Annotated in this window: 11 protein-coding genes and 2 pseudogenes; 8 read left to right on the top strand and 5 right to left on the bottom strand. The window is 72.7% G+C overall.

Translation table 11 applies throughout. The features are described from left to right. Window positions 1–106: 106 nt before the first annotated feature. The 7 genes and pseudogenes from OV079_RS41415 to atzD all read left to right on the top strand — a co-directional run bounded on the left by OV079_RS41415 (window position 107) and on the right by atzD (window position 8,980). Window positions 107–2,740, top strand: coding sequence for a serine/threonine-protein kinase (locus OV079_RS41415; protein WP_267775228.1), 2,634 nt, complete (start codon window positions 107–109; stop codon window positions 2,738–2,740). Between the two features lie 278 nt (window positions 2,741–3,018). Further along, window positions 3,019–3,843 (top strand): ADYC domain-containing protein, encoded by an 825-nt coding sequence (locus tag OV079_RS41410; protein ID WP_267775227.1) that lies wholly within the window; start codon window positions 3,019–3,021, stop codon window positions 3,841–3,843. Window positions 3,844–4,679: 836 nt separating this feature from the next. Beyond that, window positions 4,680–5,144 carry a DUF4142 domain-containing protein gene (locus OV079_RS41405; protein WP_267775226.1) on the top strand — a complete coding sequence of 155 codons (465 nt, stop codon included), beginning with the start codon at window positions 4,680–4,682 and terminating at the stop codon, window positions 5,142–5,144. A gap of 289 nt (window positions 5,145–5,433) precedes the next feature. Further along, window positions 5,434–5,619: pseudogene (locus OV079_RS59475) on the top strand (PAS domain-containing protein); the annotation flags it as partial. A gap of 13 nt (window positions 5,620–5,632) precedes the next feature. Continuing rightward, window positions 5,633–6,922, top strand: a complete 1,290-nt coding sequence (locus OV079_RS41400; RefSeq protein ID WP_420829581.1) for a PAS domain-containing sensor histidine kinase — start codon at window positions 5,633–5,635, stop codon at window positions 6,920–6,922. A gap of 395 nt (window positions 6,923–7,317) precedes the next feature. After that, window positions 7,318–7,707, top strand: a pseudogene (locus OV079_RS59470) (ureidoglycolate lyase); the annotation flags it as partial. Between the two features lie 178 nt (window positions 7,708–7,885). Beyond that, window positions 7,886–8,980 (top strand): cyanuric acid amidohydrolase, encoded by a 1,095-nt coding sequence (gene atzD / locus OV079_RS41390; protein ID WP_267775223.1) that lies wholly within the window; start codon window positions 7,886–7,888, stop codon window positions 8,978–8,980. Window positions 8,981–9,146: 166 nt separating this feature from the next. Here atzD and OV079_RS41385 read toward each other — a convergent pair whose 3' ends face one another. The 3 genes from OV079_RS41385 to OV079_RS41375 are packed head-to-tail and all read right to left on the bottom strand — an operon-like array spanning window position 9,147 to window position 12,912. After that, complete coding sequence (locus tag OV079_RS41385) at window positions 9,147–10,106, bottom strand: ADYC domain-containing protein (RefSeq protein WP_267775221.1); 960 nt, start codon at window positions 10,104–10,106, stop codon at window positions 9,147–9,149. Between the two features lie 29 nt (window positions 10,107–10,135). After that, window positions 10,136–11,422: a tetratricopeptide repeat protein gene (locus tag OV079_RS41380; RefSeq protein ID WP_267778768.1), complete on the bottom strand. Its 1,287-nt coding sequence runs from the start codon at window positions 11,420–11,422 to the stop codon at window positions 10,136–10,138. Beyond that, window positions 11,419–12,912, bottom strand: a complete 1,494-nt coding sequence (locus tag OV079_RS41375; protein WP_267775220.1) for a serine/threonine-protein kinase — start codon at window positions 12,910–12,912, stop codon at window positions 11,419–11,421. Before OV079_RS41375 ends, OV079_RS41380 begins: the two co-directional genes overlap by 4 nt. A gap of 90 nt (window positions 12,913–13,002) precedes the next feature. Between OV079_RS41375 and OV079_RS41370 the strand changes: the two genes are divergently transcribed. Next, complete coding sequence (locus OV079_RS41370) at window positions 13,003–15,513, top strand: thiamine pyrophosphate-requiring protein (RefSeq protein ID WP_267775218.1); 2,511 nt, start codon at window positions 13,003–13,005, stop codon at window positions 15,511–15,513. A 287-nt stretch (window positions 15,514–15,800) separates the two neighbouring features. Here OV079_RS41370 and OV079_RS41365 read toward each other — a convergent pair whose 3' ends face one another. Together OV079_RS41365 and aceA are read right to left on the bottom strand one after the other, a co-directional pair. Further along, window positions 15,801–16,004, bottom strand: coding sequence for a helix-turn-helix domain-containing protein (locus tag OV079_RS41365; protein WP_267775216.1), 204 nt, complete (start codon window positions 16,002–16,004; stop codon window positions 15,801–15,803). A 321-nt stretch (window positions 16,005–16,325) separates the two neighbouring features. Further along, window positions 16,326–17,603 carry an isocitrate lyase gene (gene aceA, locus OV079_RS41360; protein WP_267775214.1) on the bottom strand — a complete coding sequence of 426 codons (1,278 nt, stop codon included), beginning with the start codon at window positions 17,601–17,603 and terminating at the stop codon, window positions 16,326–16,328. Between the last annotated feature and the right edge of the window lie 4 nt (window positions 17,604–17,607).

Below are 17,607 nucleotides of genomic sequence, written 5' to 3'. Positions count from 1 at the left end.
TACGTCGGAGGATCGGGCCTCTTAGCAAAAGCGTCTCGTGTCGAATTCGTCTCCAACGATGCGCGCTCCTGCAGGTGGCGGCCGCGGCCCCCGGCAGGGCGCGGGCATGCCGACCGGGTCCACGCGGACGACCCTGGTCCCCCACGCCCTGCCGGACCCGATCGCGCTCGAGCCGGGCCACGAGATCGGTCGCTTCACCGTCCTCTCGTACCTCGGCGCCGGCGCGATGGGCATCGTCTACGCCGCCTACGATCCGGAGCTCGACCGCAAGGTCGCGCTCAAGGTCCTGCGCCCGCAAGGCCGCCCCGACAGCCACGGCCGCGTGCGCCTCCACGACGAGGCCCAGGCGATGGCCAAGGTCTCGCACCCCAACGTCGCGGTGGTCCACGAGGTCGGCCTCCACGAGGACGGCATCTTCATCGCCATGGAGTTCGTCCGCGGCAGCACGCTCCACGCCTGGCTCGCCAGGCAGCCGCGCGGCTGGACCGAGGTCCTCGGCGCGTTCATCCAGGCCGGCCGCGGCCTCGCTGCGGCCCACGGCGCCAACCTCGTCCACCGCGACTTCAAGCCCAGCAACGCCATGATCGGCGACGACGGCCGCGTCCGCGTCCTCGACTTCGGCCTGTCCTGCACCCCCGCCAAGGCCGGCCGCGAGGTCGTCGGCACGCCGGCGTACATGCCCCCCGAGCAGTTCCTCGGCCAGCCCGTCGGCCCCGCGTCCGACCAGTTCAGCTTCTGCGCCTCGCTGTACCAGGCGCTGTTCGGCCAGCTGCCGTTCCCCGGCGACAGCACCGACGAGCTGCGCCTCAGCATCACCAGCGGCCAGGTGCGCAGCCCGCCGCGCCACGTCCGCGTGCCGTCGCGGCTGTGCGCGGCGATCCTGCGAGGATTGCGACAGGACCCAAAGGACAGGTTCGCCAGCATGGAAGAATTGCTGCGCGACCTCGATCCCGACCGCACCCGCGGCCGTCGCACCTTGATGGGCGCGGTCGCCGGGGCGGCGGTCCTCGGGCTCGGCGGCGGCTACCTCGGCGCGCGCCCGCAGGCGACCGACCCGTGCAGCGGCGGCGCGGCGCACATCGATCAGGTGTGGAACGCGGACTCGCGAGCGGCGATCGAGCACGCCTTCGACGCGCTGCCGCCGGCGTTCGCCACCAACTTGTGGCCGCAGGCGCGCCGCGTGCTCGACGACTGGGGCGCCGAATGGCAGCAGAACTACCGCGCCGCCTGCGAGGCCCGCGAGCGCCACGAGTTCTCCGAGGAGCTGGCCCTGCGCAGCGCCGCTTGCCTCGAGCGGGCCCGCGCCGCGCTCGCCTCGGCGGTGGACGTGCTGCGCAAGGCCGACGCCGACGTCGCCCTGCACGCGCTCGAGGTCGCGACCTCGCTGCCCGACCCCGGCGAGTGTCGCAGCAGCGCCAGCCTCGTCGCCCACACCCAGGCCTCGCGCGACATCGGCACCGCGGTGCGCCGCCGCCGGGTCATGGCCGCCCTCGAGGACGTCAAGGTCCACGCGCGCGCGGGCCGGATAGACGCCGCGAAAGATCTGGCCGACGACGTGATCCGCGAGGCCCACGCGCTCGGCGACCGACCCACGCTCGCCGAGGCGTTCCTCCAGCGCGGCCGCCTCGACCTCGAGGTCGACCCCGCCCACGCCGAACCATTCCTCGGCCGCGCCTACCTCGTGGCCCTCGGCGCCGGCGAAGACAACCGCGTCGTCGAGGCCCTCGCGCTGCGCCTCTACGCCCGCAGCCACGCCCGCGACGGCCTGCCGCGCGCCTTCGAAGATCTCGACGTCGTCACCGCCATGCTGCCGCGGATCGGCGACCCGCCGAGCCTGCGGGCGCTCGCCTTCAACAACGCCGGCTCGCTCTACCTCACCGCCGGCGACGCCGAGCACGGCGAGCCCTATTTGCGCGAGTCGCTGCGCCTGCGCCGGGCCGCAGGCGAGGACGACGTCGAGGTCGCCAAGACCCTCAGCAACCTCGCCCTGCTGGCGAGAGACCCGTCGCGCGCCCGCGAGCTCGTCGGCGAGGCCCTGCAGATCCTCGAGGACAACCTCGGCGTCGCCCACCCCGAGGCCATGGGCGTCCGGATCCTCGCCGGCGCCCTCGCCCAGGACCCGCTGGACGCCGTCCAACTGCTCGAGCGCGGCTGCGACGCCCTCGACGAGTACCGCCGCGACGACCTGCGCGCCCGGGCGCAATGCCTGCAGCACCTCGCCGCGCACGCCCGCGACGCCGGCGAGCAGGCGCTCGCGGACGAGGAGATCTCGCGCGCGCGCGCGCTGATCGAGCAGCTGCCGGACGCCGACCCGTTTCGCTTCGACAACGCGCTGATTCACGGCTACGCCGGCCTCGTCGACGGCACGCACGCGGCGGCGCTGGCGTACCTCGGGCGGACCTTCGACGAGCTGCGCGGCGGGGAATGGTGGCAGCGCCGCAAGGTCGCCGAGGTCGAGCTCTGCATCGGCCTGAACCTGCTCGCCGTCGGCGACGTCCCGGCGGCCCGGCGCGCGCTCGCGGACAGCGTCGCTATCTTCGAGCAGATCGCCGCCAAGGCCCACGACAACGTGCTGCCGCGCACCCTCGCCGCGGCTCGCATGAGCCTCGCCGCGGCGCTGAGCGCCGGCTTCGACCCCGAGGCCGCCGCGCATGAGCTCGCCGCCGCCGAATCATGGTACCGCGAGTCCGGGGGCGAATTCGCCTGGCGCCTGCCCACAATCGCCGATAGACGTCAGTGACTGGAGAAAATCATTCGCGGCATCCTCGCACTCGCCGCCGCGAGGCCCGCGCGGGGCCTCCCGGCGCGCCCATCATTCGCCGCGGCGCCGTCCCCTTCCTCCCGTGGGGGGCACAACACAATCGAGGCACTCGGAGGTGTTATGCGACACTGGCGAATCAGCGGCGTCATCGTGGTCCTATCTACCCTCGCCTCGGGGTGCGACGACCCCTCGATCGAGGACACCGAATTTCGCCCCTACATTGCCCGACCTGGCAGTGTGGCTTCAACTCCGCGGAGGTGAATGGGCGCTCGATCCGCGAGCTCAACCTCGACGGTCAGGCCAACGGCGACGGCGTGCGCGTCGTCGGCTTCGTCGCCCCGCAGGGCCTCCTCGGCAACTTCAAGCTCGACACCGACGGCGACCAGATGGTGGCCCGCAACGAGCAGGGCCAGACGCTGCGCGGCCTGCAGCTTATCGGCTCGATCATCCTCGTCAAGCGGGACGGCCTGCTCGAGCTGCCGGTCCCGCTCACGGTGCTCGGCTATCAGGAGATCGACTCGTGGGCCGCCGGCGCGGCCAAGGTGCCGACCTACGCGCTCGTTTATCCCGACCTCGGCGCCCTGCTCGGCGTGCGCAACGTGTGCAACGGCGACCTGCTCGACGCCCTGGCCACCGCGGTGACGGTGATCGGCGGCGAGACCTACGATCTGGCGCACAAGACCGTCAACGCCGGCCAGACTCGGTGGTTGACGCTCGCCTGCGCGGGCTCGGCGGCCGCCAAGATGCGGCTGATGAACTACGGTCCCCACGCCGACTTCGACGGCGAGGGCCACCCGGCCACGGTGGCGCAGCGGCAGGCCACCCTCAAGATGTTGACCGCCGACTACTGCGGCACGGGTCACAGCTACACCGCCAACGGCACGCCGCTGCAGTGGGAGAACCAGGACGGCACGGTCGCCTCGCCCGGCCCCTACGGCGACCTCGAGGCGATCTGGACCGCCACCGGCGCGGTCTGCCTCGACGCCACGCGCCTGCCCGACGTCGACGTCGCGTGCACGCGGCCATCGTGCTCCACCTATACCGGGCCTGCCGGCGAATGGTCGACCTGGGTGCCCCACTGACCCTTCATTCTCGCTCGCCCACGCCCCGTATTCACGAATATGCCGACGGCGGCGGCCTCGCACCTCCGCCCCTGCCTCGCGTCCGACCGCGCCCACGACCGGGAACACGATCCCTCCGCGGAGCCGCGTCCCTTCCGGCGGGCGGCCGCACAGGGAGGGCATACGGCGCGGACCGGCAGCTCTGCATCGCGCTGGTGGCGGCGCTCTTCGTGGGGTGCGACGACCCCCAGGCTGAGGCCATCGAGTTACGCCCCTATCATTGCTCCGTGACGACAAGTCCGTCGTGCCCGGGCGCGATCGCTGGCTGACGATCGCCTGCGCCGGCTCGCCGAGATGCGGCCGATGACCTTCGGTCTTCACGGCGGCTTCGGCGGCCAAGGTCACCCCCGCCTGCGCCGCGCAGCGGCTTCTCGCGCGACGACGGCGAGTGGGCCACCTTCCGGCGGAGCGGGCGAGCGGAGAGCAATGGCATGACATGACCCTTCGGTCATATATCGAAGGTGGTGGCGCCTGCGCACGCCCGCCCGCGCCCGCGTCGCGCGGCCCGCCCGCCGGCCGCGGGCGGGCTGGACGGCGCGCAGATGCGCTTGCGATCCACAGCACGTGGCACCGGGGGGCGACTGCGGCCACCCCTCGGGCCATGCACCACCGCAAGCTTTCTCTGGTCACGCTGTCGCTCGTGCTCGCCGCGGCGTGCTCGCGCACGAACCCGGACACGATCCCCCCGAGCCAGGTCTCGACCGACCTGCCGGCCACCAACGCCAAGCCGGACGACCCGGCCGCGGTCGCCGTGGCCGCCATGCCGGAGGACGCCAAGGTCAAGGCCCCCCGAGTACATGACCAACGACGACGAGATCTTCGGCGTCCTCAACATCATCAACGAGGAGGAGATGAAGATGGCGGAGTACGCCAAGAAGTGGGCCAAGGGCACCCGCGTCAAGGAGTTCGCCGCGCTGATGATCACCGACCACGGCGCCATCAAGTCGCGCGAGCACGAGACCCGCGACCGCCTCGGCCTGCGCCAGACCGACAGCCGCCTGCGCGACGACATCAAGAACGACGCCAAGCAGAAGATGGAGGTCCTGGAAAAAGTCGACAAGGGCGACGCGTTCGACAAGACGTACATCGACATGCAGGTCGACGCCCACGCCATGTGGATCAACTTCATCGACACCAAGCTGCTGCCGCACGCCCAGATGCCGGAGCTGCGGGTCGAGCTCAACAACTTCCGCTCCACCCTCGAACGCCACTACAACACGGCCAAGGAGATCCAGGCCTCGCTCACCGCGCCCAAGAGCTGAAGCGATCGTCGGCCCGCTCCCGCGACGGCGGCGAGGCCAGGAGGGCGACGCGAGCGCGCCCGCGGCGTGCGCCTGGGCCGATCCGGCTGCCCGAGGCCTGCTCCGACGACCCGCCGCGACTCGAGCGCCGCGACGGGGCAGGCGCGCGGCGAGACGCGCCGCACGCAGGATCGCCGCGCCTTCGGCACCAGCCTGCTCGGGGCGAGCAGAGCGCGTCTGCAGCGTCGGCTCGCGCCACGAATCGCATGAGACCGCTGGTCGTACGCAGCGGCGGAAGGATACTCCGGCGATGCCGGGCGCGACGCCGCCGAACCAGCAGAACCTGCTGGACTTCACCCACGAGGGCGTCATCGCCCTCGACGAGGATGAACGCGTCACCTTCTGGAACCAGGCGGCCGAGCAGATGTACGGCTGGACCGCCGCCGAGGCCGCAGGCCGGACTCTGCCGAAGCTGCTCCGCGCCGACTGCCTGCGAGACGCCCCACGCGCTGCGCTCGCACGGGGCTGCCACGCGGGCGCTCGAGTTCGTGTCGTCCCGCAAGGACGGCACGACGCTGTGGGTCGCGGCCAGCCTAAGCGCCTGCCGCAGCGACGACGGACGGCTCGTCGGCTTCGTGGCGGTGCACCGCGACGTCACCGACCGCAAGCTCGCCGAGGCGAAGTTGCGCGAGAGCGAGGCCCGCATGCGCGCCCTCGTCGACGCTTCGCCGCTCGGCATCGACATCATGGACCTGGCCGGTCACCCGGTGTTCTTCAACCCGAAGTGCGTGGAGCTGCACGGCCTGGACCTCGGGGACGCCCATGACCGCGGGTGGACGGAGGCGATCCATCCCGACGATCGGGCCCGCGTCGTGTCGTCGTGGTACGAGGCCGCGGGGGCGAAGGCGCCGTGGTCGCAGACCTACCGCTTCCTGCATCGAGACGGCCGCGTGGTGTGGGTGAGCGGCCGCGCGGCGCCGATGTTCGTCGACGGCGAGCTGGTCGGCTACGTCGGCACGCTCGAGGACATCACGCCGCTGAAGCAGGCCGAAGCCGACCGCGAGCGGCTGCTCGACGCCGAGCGCGAGCTGCGGGTGCAGGCGGAGCGAGCGACCCGCCAGCGCGACGAGACGCTCGCCGTCGTCGCCCACGACCTGCGCAATTTCATCAGCACGATCTTGCTGGGCGTGGCCCGCCTCGAGCGGCCGAAGCTCTCCGAGGACGAGTGCGCCCGGCGGGTCGCCGTGATCAAGCGCTCGGCGGAGGCCACGGAGCACCTCATCCGCGATCTGCTCGACGCCTCCCGCATCGAGTCGGGCGCCCTCGCCATCGAGCGCTCCCGGGTGGACTTCGCCGCGCTGTTCCGCGGCGCCGTCGAGCTCATGCAGCCGCGCGCCGCGGAGCTCGGGATCGTCCTGGACTACGCGATCACCGAAGACCCCCTGGAGGTGAGCGGCGATCGCAGTCGTCTCCTGCGAGTGCTCTTGAACCTCCTGGACAACGCGCTCAAGTTCACGCCGCCTCCGGGTCGGGTGAGCCTGCAGGCCCGCCGCTCCGGCGGCGACGTGGAGATCGCGGTCGCGGACACGGGCCGCGGAATCGACGCAGAGGCCTTGCCCCACGTCTTCGACCGCTATTGGCAGGCCAAACGGACCTCGCGCGCCGGCGCCGGCCTCGGCTTGACGATCGCCAAGGGCATCGTCGAGGCGCACGGCGGACGGATCTGGGTCGAGAGCACGCCGGGACGCGGGACCGTCCTCCGCTTCACCGTCCCCGCGACGGACGAGCGCCGCCCGTGACGCGGCGGTACGATCATATGTCCCCGAGGACAGCACGAATCTCTCGCGTGACCGGAGACGACGAGGCGCTCGAGCAGGCCGTGGCGATCGGGTCGAGGCCGATCGATGCGGCGGGCGAGGACCAGGCGGGTCCGGCTCCTCGTCGTCGCCGAGGACGCAGGCGAGGGAGCGAGCGATGGCGACGCCGAGGCGCCTGTCGCCGGCCCCGGGATGCGCCGCGCCGGCCCCGCGTCGAGCCGGCCGGCAGACGGACCGACCACCTCGACAGCGACACGGGTCTGCCTCCTCGGCGAGACGCCGCGGCGACGCGCGCACTCCTTTCGCGCCCGTGAATCGAGGCCGCGGCCCGGCGCGGATTGCTTCGCCGCGCGGCCCCGTGGCAAGATGAACGGGTCATGCAAGCCGTCCGCGACATCGACGTCCCCGTCGTCCCCGCCACCCGCGAGGCCGTGGCCGACTACGGCCTCTACATCGGCACCGAGGTCCCCCAGGCCGGCCTCGGCATCCCCTTCTACAAGGGGGCAGTCGAAGAGGGCCACAACTTCGCGTTCAAGTGCAACGGCCGCTGCGTCATCCGCTCGGCTCGCATCCACCGGCGCCCCGCCGAGGTCACCTGGCTCGAGCGCCACATGAACATGACCCAGCTGTTCGTCGGCCTCGGCGACCAGCCGTTCGCCATGGTCCTCGGCAAGCCGACCCACCAGCGCGGCATGGACACCCCCGACCTCGACGACGTGCGCTGCTTCGTCCTCCCGCCCGGCAGCGGCATCATGATCCACGAGGGCACCTGGCACGACTTCCCGCTGGCCGTCGAGGGCCCCGTCACCGTCCTCACCGCCAACTCCGAGGAGGTCGTCGAGGCCCTCGCCAGCATGAAGGAGCCGAGCGAGATGGCCCACGGCGACGTGTTCAAGATCGACATCCGCAAGCGCCTCGGGGCCCGCTGCGCGCGGTGCTGTTCTGATGCGCGTCGACGCCTTCAAGCTGCCCACCGACGGCCCCGCCGACGTCCGCGGCCTGCAAGCCCTGCTCGACGACGGGGCCGTCCGCGCCGACGAGCTGGTGTGCGTCCTCGGCAAGACCGAGGGCAACGGCGGCCGCAACGACTTCACCCGCGACCTGGCCATGCGTGCGCTCGAGGACCTGCTGGCCCCGCGCCTCGGCCTGCCGCCCGCCCGCGTGCAGGACCGCGTGGTGTTCTCGCTGTCGGGCGGCACCGAGGGGGTGGTCTCGCCGCACGTGGTCGCGTTCGCCCGCTCGGGCGCCTGGTCCGAAGCACCTGGCCCGAAGCGCCTGGTCGTCGGGACAGCTCACACGCGGCCGTTCACGCCGGCGGAGATCGGGCGGATGCCGCAGATCGAGGAGACCGCCCGCGCGGTGGCGGAGCTGGCCGGCGAGCTGCGCCTCGCGCCGGGCGACGTCCACCTCGTGCAGATGAAGGGCGCGATCCCGAAGGCCGACCACGAGGCCGTCCTCGCCGCCCGCCGCGCCGGCGCCCCGCTGCGCAACGACATGGTCCACTCGCGGGCCGCCAGCGCCCTCGGCGTCGCCCTCGCCCTCGGCGAGGTCGCCCGCGCCGACCTGTCCGACGACGTCGTCTGCGACGACTGGTCGCTCTACTCCGGCGTCGCCTCGTGCTCGGCCAAGCCCGGCCTGCAGCGCACCGAGATCCTGATGTTCGGCAACAGCGACCGCGCCGGCGGCGACCTCGTCGTCGGCCACACCGTGCTCAAGGACATCCTCGACGTCGACGCTGTCCGCGCCCTGCTCGCCGAGCTCGGCCTGCCCGTCACCGGCGGCCAGCTGGCCCCCGAGCAGCGCGCCCACGTGCTCGGCGTGTTCGCCAAGTCCGAGGCCGACCCCCGCGGCTCGATCCGCGGCCGCCGGCACACGATGCTGTCCGACGACGACATCGACGACACCCGCCACTCCCGCGGCGCCCTCGCGGCCGTGCTCGCCAGCGTGATCGGCGACCCCTGCATCTACGTCAGCACTCGCGCCGAACACCACGGCCCGCTCGGCGGCGGCCCGCTGGCGATCATCGCCCGCGTGCCGTGAGCCGCCGCGAACGCCCGCTCGGCGACGACGTGCGCTCGCGGAGGCCTCCGCAGCGCGGCCCCGCCTCAAGCTCTTCCGGACATGTTTGAATGTATATGTCCTGAAGAGCATGTTCTCGAGCATGTTCTCGAGAGCATGCTGTCGAGGACATGCCCCCATCACCACCTCACGGCGCGGCCGCGTAGGTGACCCACTCGCCGTCGTCGACCGCGAGGCCGGCGCAGCTCGGCAGGCTACAGTCCGCCACGGTGCCGGCGATGCGCGGGGTCCCGAGGCACAGCGCGCCGTCCTCGGTCCACACCGCCTCGACGTCGCCGAGCTGGCCGGACTGCGGGGCCACGGTGCCGCTCGCGTTGGCCCAGTGGACCTCGGTGCCGTCCTGCGTGTAGCTCTCGCCGCCGCCGCAGTAGTCGGCGGTGACCATCTTGAGCGTCGCCTGCCGCTGCGCCGGCGTGGTCGCGCTCGACTGCGGGCCGTAGCCGAGCAGGCGCATCTTGGCCGCGGCCGAGCCGGCGCAGGCGATCGTCAACCACCGCGACCGGCCCGCGTTCACCGTCTTGTCGGCGAGGTCGTAGGTCTCGCCGCCGATCACCGTCGCCGCGCTGGCGAGGGTGTCGAGCAGGTTGCCGCTACAGACGTTGCGCACGCCGAGCAGCGCCGCCAGGTCGGGGTAGAGGAGCGCGTAGGTCGGCACCTTCGGCGCGCCCTCGGCCCAGGAATCGATCTCCTGGTAGCCGAGCACCGAGATCGGCACCGGCAGCGCCAGGAGCCCCGGCGCCTGGACGAGGATCGTCGCGCCGACCAGCTGCAGCCCCTTGAGGGTCTGGCCGCTCGGGTTGCGGGCGACCAGCGCGTCGTTCTCGACGGTCAGTTGATAGTTGCCGAGCAGGCCGAGGGGCGCCACGAAGCCGACGATCCGCATGCCCTCGCTGTTGGCAGCGCCGTCGAGGTTGAGCTCGCGGATCGATCTGCCGTTCACCTCGGCCGAGTTGAAGCCGCACTTCCAGACCGGGCACGCATAGGGCCGCAGCGCGATATCGTCGCCGCCGGCTGGCTCGGCCTCGTCACAACCCGCGGCCAGCGCCACGGCTCCGGCGAAGATCCAGTGATATGTCTTTCTGTACATGTCGGTTACGCCTCCGGTGTCCGCCCACTTTATGGGCCGATCGCGGTCGGGGTGCCCGTCTGGGCGACAAACCGCTCGGTCCGCGCCAACTGTCGCGCAAAGCTGGGCCCGGCGCTGCGATAAAATCCGAGCGAGGCCGCGAGGCTCGCGCGAGCCTCCGGGGTCCGGGCGAGGTCCAGCGCCACCCATGCCTCGACCAACCCTCGGCGAGTGCGGGCCAGCGCGGCGCCGAGGCGCGGCTCCGAGTCGACGAGGCCCGCGTAGTCCGCAACGGCGGTCACGAAGTTGCCGCGCGCCTCCTCCGGACGGCCGGCCGCGAGCAGGTTGTGGCCGAGGATCGATCGCAGCTCGGCCGCGTCGGCCCGGGACCACCACGCCTCCGGGAGCTGCCCCAGGGCCGCCTCGATCCGCCGAATCGCCGCTTCGTGAGCGCCCGTGCCGAGCGCGGCGTAGCCGACCAGCGCCGCCGCCTCGTGGTCCGTCAGCCGCGGGCCCGCGCGCACGTCGTCGACGAGCGCCGCCCCGGCCACGAACGCGAGCTCCGCCTCGTCGTCGTCGCCCAGCTCGAGCGCGAGGCGCCCGAGATAAAGCAGGCAGCGCGCCCGACCGACGACGTCCCCCGGCAAGAAGCGGTCGAGCGCCGCGCAGCCGGGGCGCAACAGGCCCGGCCCGGCCGCGAAGTCGGCGAGGTGCGCCGCGGCCAGCCGGCCCTCGATGGTCTCGGGATGCGCAGGCCCCAGCGCCAGTTCGAAGATCGCCACCGCGCGCGCGAGCAGGCGCTCGCGCTCCGGCCCGGGCTCGCTGGCCAGCGCCAGGTTGACCAGCGCATAGGCCACCTCGAGGTCCTCGCTGCCGAGCGCCACCTCACGCACCGCCAGCGCCTCGGTGAAGTAGCGCCGCGCCTGCGCCGGCTCCTGTCGGGCCAGATAGGCGGTGCCGATGTTGTTGAGCACGAGCCCGCGCAGCGCCGCCGGCGTCGGGCTGCGGTCGGCCAGCGCCAGCGCCAGCGGCTCGTCGGCCAGCGCCCGCGCGACCTGGTCGGGCTGGCGCGCGAGCGCGTAGATCCGCAGCGCCAGCGCCTCGGCCGCGATCGCGTCGACCCGCGCCTCGAAGCCGGCGCTGATCGCCCGCGTCAACCGGTCGACCTCCTCGCCTGTCTGATCGGGCAGGTGCAGCTCGAGCTTGCTGCGCAGCAGCAGCGCCTCGGCGCGGACCGGCGGATAATCCAGCGCCTCGCTCGCGGTCACGATCTCGTGCGCCCGCGCCAGCGCGTCCGGCAGTCGACCCGAGCGCGCCAGCACCTGCGCCTGCGTCATCTGCCCGCGCAGCTCGGCCACCCGCGCCGCGCTGTCGGGGTCGTCGGGCGGCGGCTGCTCGGACGACAGCGCCTCGAGGTTGCGGCAGCCCTCGAGCGGCGGCAGGTCGCCCGCGACCTCGAGCGCGCGCAGGGCCACGTCGGCGTCGGCGGCCGCCAGCGTGGCGACGGTCTCGGCGAGCGCGCCGCGGCGCTGGTCGAGGCAGCGCATCTGGTGATCGAGCAGGGCGCCGGAGCGCTCGCCGTGGCGGTGGGCGAGGCAGGCCTCGCGATGGGCCGCGCCCCAGCCAGCTGCGTAGCCGTCGAGCTCCTCCTGCACGCGCGGCCACACCACCGACGCGTAGCCGGGAGCCGCGGCCCCGAGCGCCGTGGCCACCGCGTCGCGCTGCGCTTGCCCCCACACCTGCGCCAGCTCCTCCGGCGCGCGCGCGCAGGTGTCGTCGTCGCCGGTGCGTGCGAACACGACCCCGGTGCCGGCCACCGTCCCGGCGAGCACCGCCGCGACCACCCAGCGCCGGCGCCCGCGGGCGCGCCCGCGGTCGAGCGCGGACAGCAGCGCCGGCATCCCGGGGTACCTGTCCTTGGGTCATTCTTCAGACCGCGCATCACCACCGGCGCCAGCCAGGCCGGCAGCCCGCGCTTGCGCGGCGGCTCGCTCGCCTGCCCGTGCAGCACCTTGAGCACCAGCTCGGCCGCGTCGCCGTAAGGGAACGGCGCGAGCCCGTACAGCGACTCGTACAGCGCGACGCAGAAGCTGAACTGATCGGCGGCTGGCTCGGGGGACAGGCCGCGCCAGTGCTCCGGCGCCATGTAAGCCGGCGTGCCGACGATCTGGTCGTCGTGCGTCAGGTGCATGTCGAGCTTGCTGTTGCCGTTGCTGTTGCTGTTGCTCCCCGAGCCCGGCGCCCCGCGCGTCACCTCCGGCACGGCCGCACGCACCAGCCCGAAGTCGAGCACCCGCGCCCGCCCGGCGTCGTCGATCATCACGTTGCTGGGCTTGAAGTCGCGGTGGACCAGGCCGGCCGCGTGCGCCGCCGCCAGCCCGCGCCCGGCCTGCACGAACACCTCGACCACCTCCGCCCAGCCGCGCGGCCCCGCCTGCAACCACGCCCCGAGCGTCTGCCCGCGGATGAACTCCATCGCCACGTAGACCTGCCCGCCGGCCACGCCGGCCTCGAGCACGGTGACCACGTTCGGGTGCGAGACGCGCGCCATCGCCTGCGCCTCGCGCAGCAGCCGACGCTGCGCGCTCTCGCCGGTGTCGCGCAGCACCTTGACCGCGACCTTGCGGTCGAGGGTCTCGTCGTAGGCGGTGTACACCACCCCCATCGCCCCCGAGCCGAGCGGCTCCAAGATGATGAACCGGCCGAGCTTGCCGCCCGCGACCGTGGTCGACGGCTCGATCGCCGACGACACCTCGGGGTCGCCCAGCGCCGGCGAACCGGCCAGGCCGGTGGTCTGGAGCGCGGTATCGTGGATCCCCGGGGCCATGGTGAACGGTGTTCCGGGCGCCCTCTCGTCAGCTGCGGCATTGTCGCATGGTTTGCCCACCTCCGCCCACCGCATTACCCTCGCGGGCCGATGCCCCGTATCCACACCGCGCTCACCCAGGGGGGCGACGAGCTCGTCGTTTTCCTCCACGCCGTCGGCGGCGACCACAGCACATGGCGACCCCAGGTCGAGGCCCTGCGGGCGCGCTACAGCACGCTGACCTTCGACATGCGCGGCCACGCCCGCAGCTTCAGCGCCGACCGGCCCGAGATCTCGATCCAGAACTTCGCCGACGACGCGATCGACCTGGTCGAAGAGGCAGGGTTTTACCGCGCCCACTTCGTGGGACTGTCGATGGGCGGCGTGGTGGCGCAGGAGATCTTCTCGCGCGCGCCGGAGCGGGTGCAGTCGCTGACCCTGGCGGCCACGTGGTGCTTCCACCCGCAGGCCGAGGCGCGGCGGACGTGGATGCAGGACAAGCTGAACCGCATGTCGATGGCCGAGAGCGCCGCCATGGACATGCCGAACCTGTACGCGAGCGACGCCCCGCGCGAGCTGATCGACGCCGCGATCGCGATCGAGGGCGGCAAGGACCGCGACGTGTTCCTGCAGTCGTGGCACGCGATGTTCCAGGTCGACTACCGCGACCTGTTGCCGCGGATCGACGTGCCGGTGCTGCTCGTCGGCGGCAGCGACGACCGCATCACCCCGGTCGACCCGCTGCTGCTCGACCTGTTCGCGCGCGTGCCGATGGCCGAGCTGCGGGTGCTCGCCGGCGGCGGCCACTTCTGCAACCTCGACCGCGCCGAGGCCTTCAACGCGGCGCTGGTGCCGTTCCTCCGCCGCGCCCGCGCCCGCGCCCCGCAGGCGCTGGCCCTGCCCCCCGCGCCGCCGGCCGCCGGCAGCGCCGCCACCGTCGCCGAGGCGCTGCTCGACCAGCTGCATCGCCGCGACGTCCCGTGCCTGTTCAGCAACTCGGGCACCGACTTCACCCCGCTGATCGAGGCGCTGGCGCGCCCGGGCGCCCCCGCCCCGCGCGTGGTCGCGGCCGCCCACGAGAACACCGCGATCGCCATGGCCCACGGCTATCAATTGCTCTCGGGACAGGTCCCCGCGGTCATGGCCCACGTCAATGTGGGCACCGCCAATCCGGGCCTCGGCCTGATCAACGCCCGCCGCGCGCGCGTGCCGATGCTGGTGATGGCCGGCCTCACGCCCTACACCGATTCGCCGGCGGTCCCCGGCCACCGCACCAACTTCGTGCAATGGGGCCAGGACAGCTTCGACCAGGCCGCCTACTTCCGCGAGTTCACCAAGTGGGACTACCGCCTGGCCACCGCCGATCACCTCGAGGTCGCGGTCGACCGCGCGCTGGCGATCGCCGACAGCGACCCCGCGGGCCCGGTCTACCTGACGCTGCCCAAGGAGGTCCTGTGCGCGCCGGCCAGCCACGCCCCGGTGTCGCCGCGGCCGCGGCTGCGCCCGAACCCGCCGGCCCGCCCCGACGCGGTCGCGCTCGCCCGCGTGGCCCACGCGATCCGCAACGCCAAGCGGCCGCTGATCCTCACCGCCGAGCTCGGGCGCTACCGCGGCGGGCCCGAGGCGCTGTGGCAGCTGGCGACCCGCCACGGCATCGGCGTGGTCGAGTTCGGCAAGCGCAATTTCTTCAACCTGGCGACGCACTGTCCGGTCCACCTCGGCTTCGACCCGGGCACGCAGGTGCCGCAGGCCGACCTGATCCTCGCGGTCGAGGACCCGGTGCCGTTCATCCCCGCGTTCGTCGCCTTGCCGCACGGACAGGTGCCGCCGATCGTGCAGATCGGGGTCGACCCGCTGTTCTCCGACCTGCCGCTGCGCGGCTTCCCCAGCGACCTGGCGCTGCCCGGCGACCCGGCCGAGAGCCTGCGCCTGCTCACCCGCCTGCTCGACGCCGACCCGGTCCCCGACGTGGTCGCCCGCCGCGGGGCGCTGCGCATCGAGCACGAGGTGGCGTTCGCCAACGCCCGCGTGGCCGCCGACACCGACGCTCACCGCCCGGCGATCACCAAGCGCTGGCTGTCGCGCTGCGTCGGCCAGGCGGTCGACGACGAGGTCGTGATTTTTAATGAGTACCCGCTCGACCCGCTGCTGGTGCCGCGCCGGCTGCCCGACAGCTGGTTCGAGAACTCGATCGCCAGCGGCCTCGGCTGGGCCCTCGGCGCGGCCCTCGGCGGCAAGATGGCCCGTCCCGACCGCACGATGATCGCGGCGGTCGGCGACGGCAGCTTCCTGTTCAACACGCCGCTGTCGGCGCTGCACGCCGCGACGGCGCACCGCCTGCCGATCCTCATCGTGGTGTTCAACGATTGCGCGTGGAGCACCATCCGCAAGTCGACGCGCGGCGACTTCCCCGGCGGCCACGCCCAGGCGACCGGCAACTTCGCGCTGTGCGACCTCGGGGCCGACCCGGCGTACGACCAGATCGCCAGCGCCTGCGGCGGCGTCGGCGTGCGCGTCGATCGCCCCGACGCGGTGCCCGAGGCGCTCCGCCGCGGCCTCGAGCTGGTCCGCGGCGGCGACCGCTTCGTCCTGCTCGACGTCCGCTGCGAACGCGACGTTTAAATGAAATGGTGCGGCCCCGCCGATCGGCGAGGTCGCATCGAGCCCGAGCCGGGAGCGGCGGGCGGAGGGCTGCGAGACCGCATCGCGGCCCTCGCACGCCCGGCTGGGTGACAGTTATTTTTTAAGCGAATGTCATGACCCTCGAGCCATGCGTAGGTTTTGACGCCGACCATCGATACCGCGATCGACGGGTCCATCGCGCGCCAGCGATTGCGCGGAGGAGCGGTCGGCGAATCAGCTCAATACAATAGGCGTAAGCGAAGCGAGCGCGGATCTGCGCGCCCGGGTCAGCTGGCGGACACCACCGGGGCGGTCACGCGGCGCGGCCAGTCGATGCCGAGTTTGATGATACGGCGCTTCATGGCGTGGCGGGTGATGCCGAGGAGCTGGGCGGCCCCGACGATGTTGCCGGCGCGCTCGAGGGCGGTGGTGCAGAGGCGGCGCTCGGCGGCGCCCAGGTTGAAGTCTTCGAGGACGAGTTGTTGCTGCATGCGAAGTCTTGTACTTCACGAGCTTGTTCCAGCGCGGATCAACACCGGTTGAATAAGCGCCGCGCGCCGTCGTACGCCCGGTTCACGGCCGACCCGCGCGTTTGCGCGCGGCCGGGCCGGTGCCCGGCGAGTCGCTGTCGACCGTCGTTCGACGCGGATCGCGGCTCCCGACCGGAGCCTTCGTATCGTCGATTCATTCGGCACAGTCGAACGGCTCGAGGTGTCATGGAGATCCATCCACGGCTCGAGCCGGTCTCCTCGCATTCAAGCCAGACCCACGGCTCCGACCCCGCGCATTCGTCCGGACGAAACCCGTCGGCCTCACGAGGCGATCGCGCGCGGCCGGGGCGGGTCGTGGGATTGGTGGGCCTCGGTGCTGTCATTGAGGGCCAGGGTCGAGGTGTCGCCGCCGGAGATGATCTCGGCCACCGCGTCGAAATAGCCGGTGCCGACCTCGCGCTGGTGGCGGGTCGCGGTGTAGCCGTGGACCTCCGCCGCGAACTCGGCCTCCTGCAGCGCGGCGTAGGCGGCCATGCCGTCGTCGCGGTAGCGGCGGGCCAGCTCGAACACCCCGTGGTTCAGGGCGTGGAAGCCGGCGAGGGTGACGAACTGAAACTTGTAGCCCATCGCCCCGAGCTCGCGCTGGAACGTGCGCAGCGTCGATTCGCCGAGGTGTTTCTTCCAGTTGAACGAGGGCGAACAGTTGTAGGCGAGCCACTTGCCGGGCTGCTCGGCGAGCACCGCCTCGGCGAAGCGGCGGGCCTGCGCCAGGTCGGGCGTCGAGGTCTCGCACCACACCAGGTCGGCGTGCGGCGCATAGGCGCGGGCGCGGGCGATCGCGGCCTCCAGGCCGCCGCGGAGCCGGAAGAAGCCCTCGGGCGTGCGCTCGGCCGCGGTGATGAACTCGCGGTCGCGCGGGTCGACGTCCGAGGTGATGAGCTTGGCCGCGTCGGCGTCGGTGCGGGCGACGATCAGGGTCGGCACGTCGAGCACGTCGGCGGCCAGGCGAGCCGCGGTCAAGGTGCGCACGAACTGGCGGGTCGGCACCAGCACCTTGCCGCCGAGGTGGCCGCACTTCTTCTCGGAGGCGAGCTGGTCCTCGAAGTGAACCGCCGCGGCGCCGGCGGCGATCATCGCCTTCGTCAATTCATAAGCGTGCAGCGGCCCGCCGAAGCCGGCCTCGGCGTCGGCGACGATCGGCGCCAGCCAGTAGCGGCGGCCCTTGTGGCCCTCGGCGCTGTCGATCTGGTCGGCCCGCAAGAGCGCGTGGTTGATGCGCTCGACCAGCGCCGGCACGCTGTTGCAGGGATAGAGGCTCTGGTCGGGGTAGGTCTGCCCGGCGAGGTTGGCGTCGGCGGCGACCTGCCAGCCGGACACGTAGATCGCCTCGAGCCCGGCCTTGACGTGCTGCACCGCCATGTTGCCGCTCATCGCCCCGAGCGCGGGCACGAACGGGCGGGCGGCGAGGAGCTCGCGCAGGCGGGCGGCCCCGAGCTCGGCGAGGGTGTGGCGGATCGTGAAGGAGCCGCGCAGGCGCTCGACGTCGGCGCGGCTGTACGGGCGAAGGATCGGGCTCGATTGCGGATGCACGATGTCCATGGCT

Source organism: Nannocystis pusilla (genome assembly GCF_026626665.1).
Classification (GTDB): Bacteria; Myxococcota_A; Polyangia; order Nannocystales; family Nannocystaceae; genus Nannocystis; species Nannocystis pusilla.
The sequence above is the reverse complement of the archived record's forward strand: the minus strand, read 5'-3'. Positions and strand labels throughout refer to the sequence as shown.

What these genes read in the sequence shown, in the direction of transcription:
- atzD (WP_267775223.1), top strand. Translation starts at nt 7,886, where the DNA reads ATGCGCGTCGACGCCTTCAAGCTGCCCACCGACGGCCCCGCCGACGTC.
- OV079_RS41365 (WP_267775216.1), bottom strand. Translation starts at nt 16,004, where the DNA reads ATGCAGCAACAACTCGTCCTCGAAGACTTCAACCTGGGCGCCGCCGAG.
- OV079_RS41405 (WP_267775226.1), top strand. Translation starts at nt 4,680, where the DNA reads ATGACCAACGACGACGAGATCTTCGGCGTCCTCAACATCATCAACGAG.
- OV079_RS41385 (WP_267775221.1), bottom strand. Translation starts at nt 10,106, where the DNA reads ATGTACAGAAAGACATATCACTGGATCTTCGCCGGAGCCGTGGCGCTG.
- aceA (WP_267775214.1), bottom strand. Translation starts at nt 17,603, where the DNA reads ATGGACATCGTGCATCCGCAATCGAGCCCGATCCTTCGCCCGTACAGC.
- OV079_RS41380 (WP_267778768.1), bottom strand. Translation starts at nt 11,422, where the DNA reads ATGACGCAGGCGCAGGTGCTGGCGCGCTCGGGTCGACTGCCGGACGCG.
- OV079_RS41375 (WP_267775220.1), bottom strand. Translation starts at nt 12,912, where the DNA reads ATGGCCCCGGGGATCCACGATACCGCGCTCCAGACCACCGGCCTGGCC.
- OV079_RS41370 (WP_267775218.1), top strand. Translation starts at nt 13,003, where the DNA reads ATGCCCCGTATCCACACCGCGCTCACCCAGGGGGGCGACGAGCTCGTC.
- OV079_RS41415 (WP_267775228.1), top strand. Translation starts at nt 107, where the DNA reads ATGCCGACCGGGTCCACGCGGACGACCCTGGTCCCCCACGCCCTGCCG.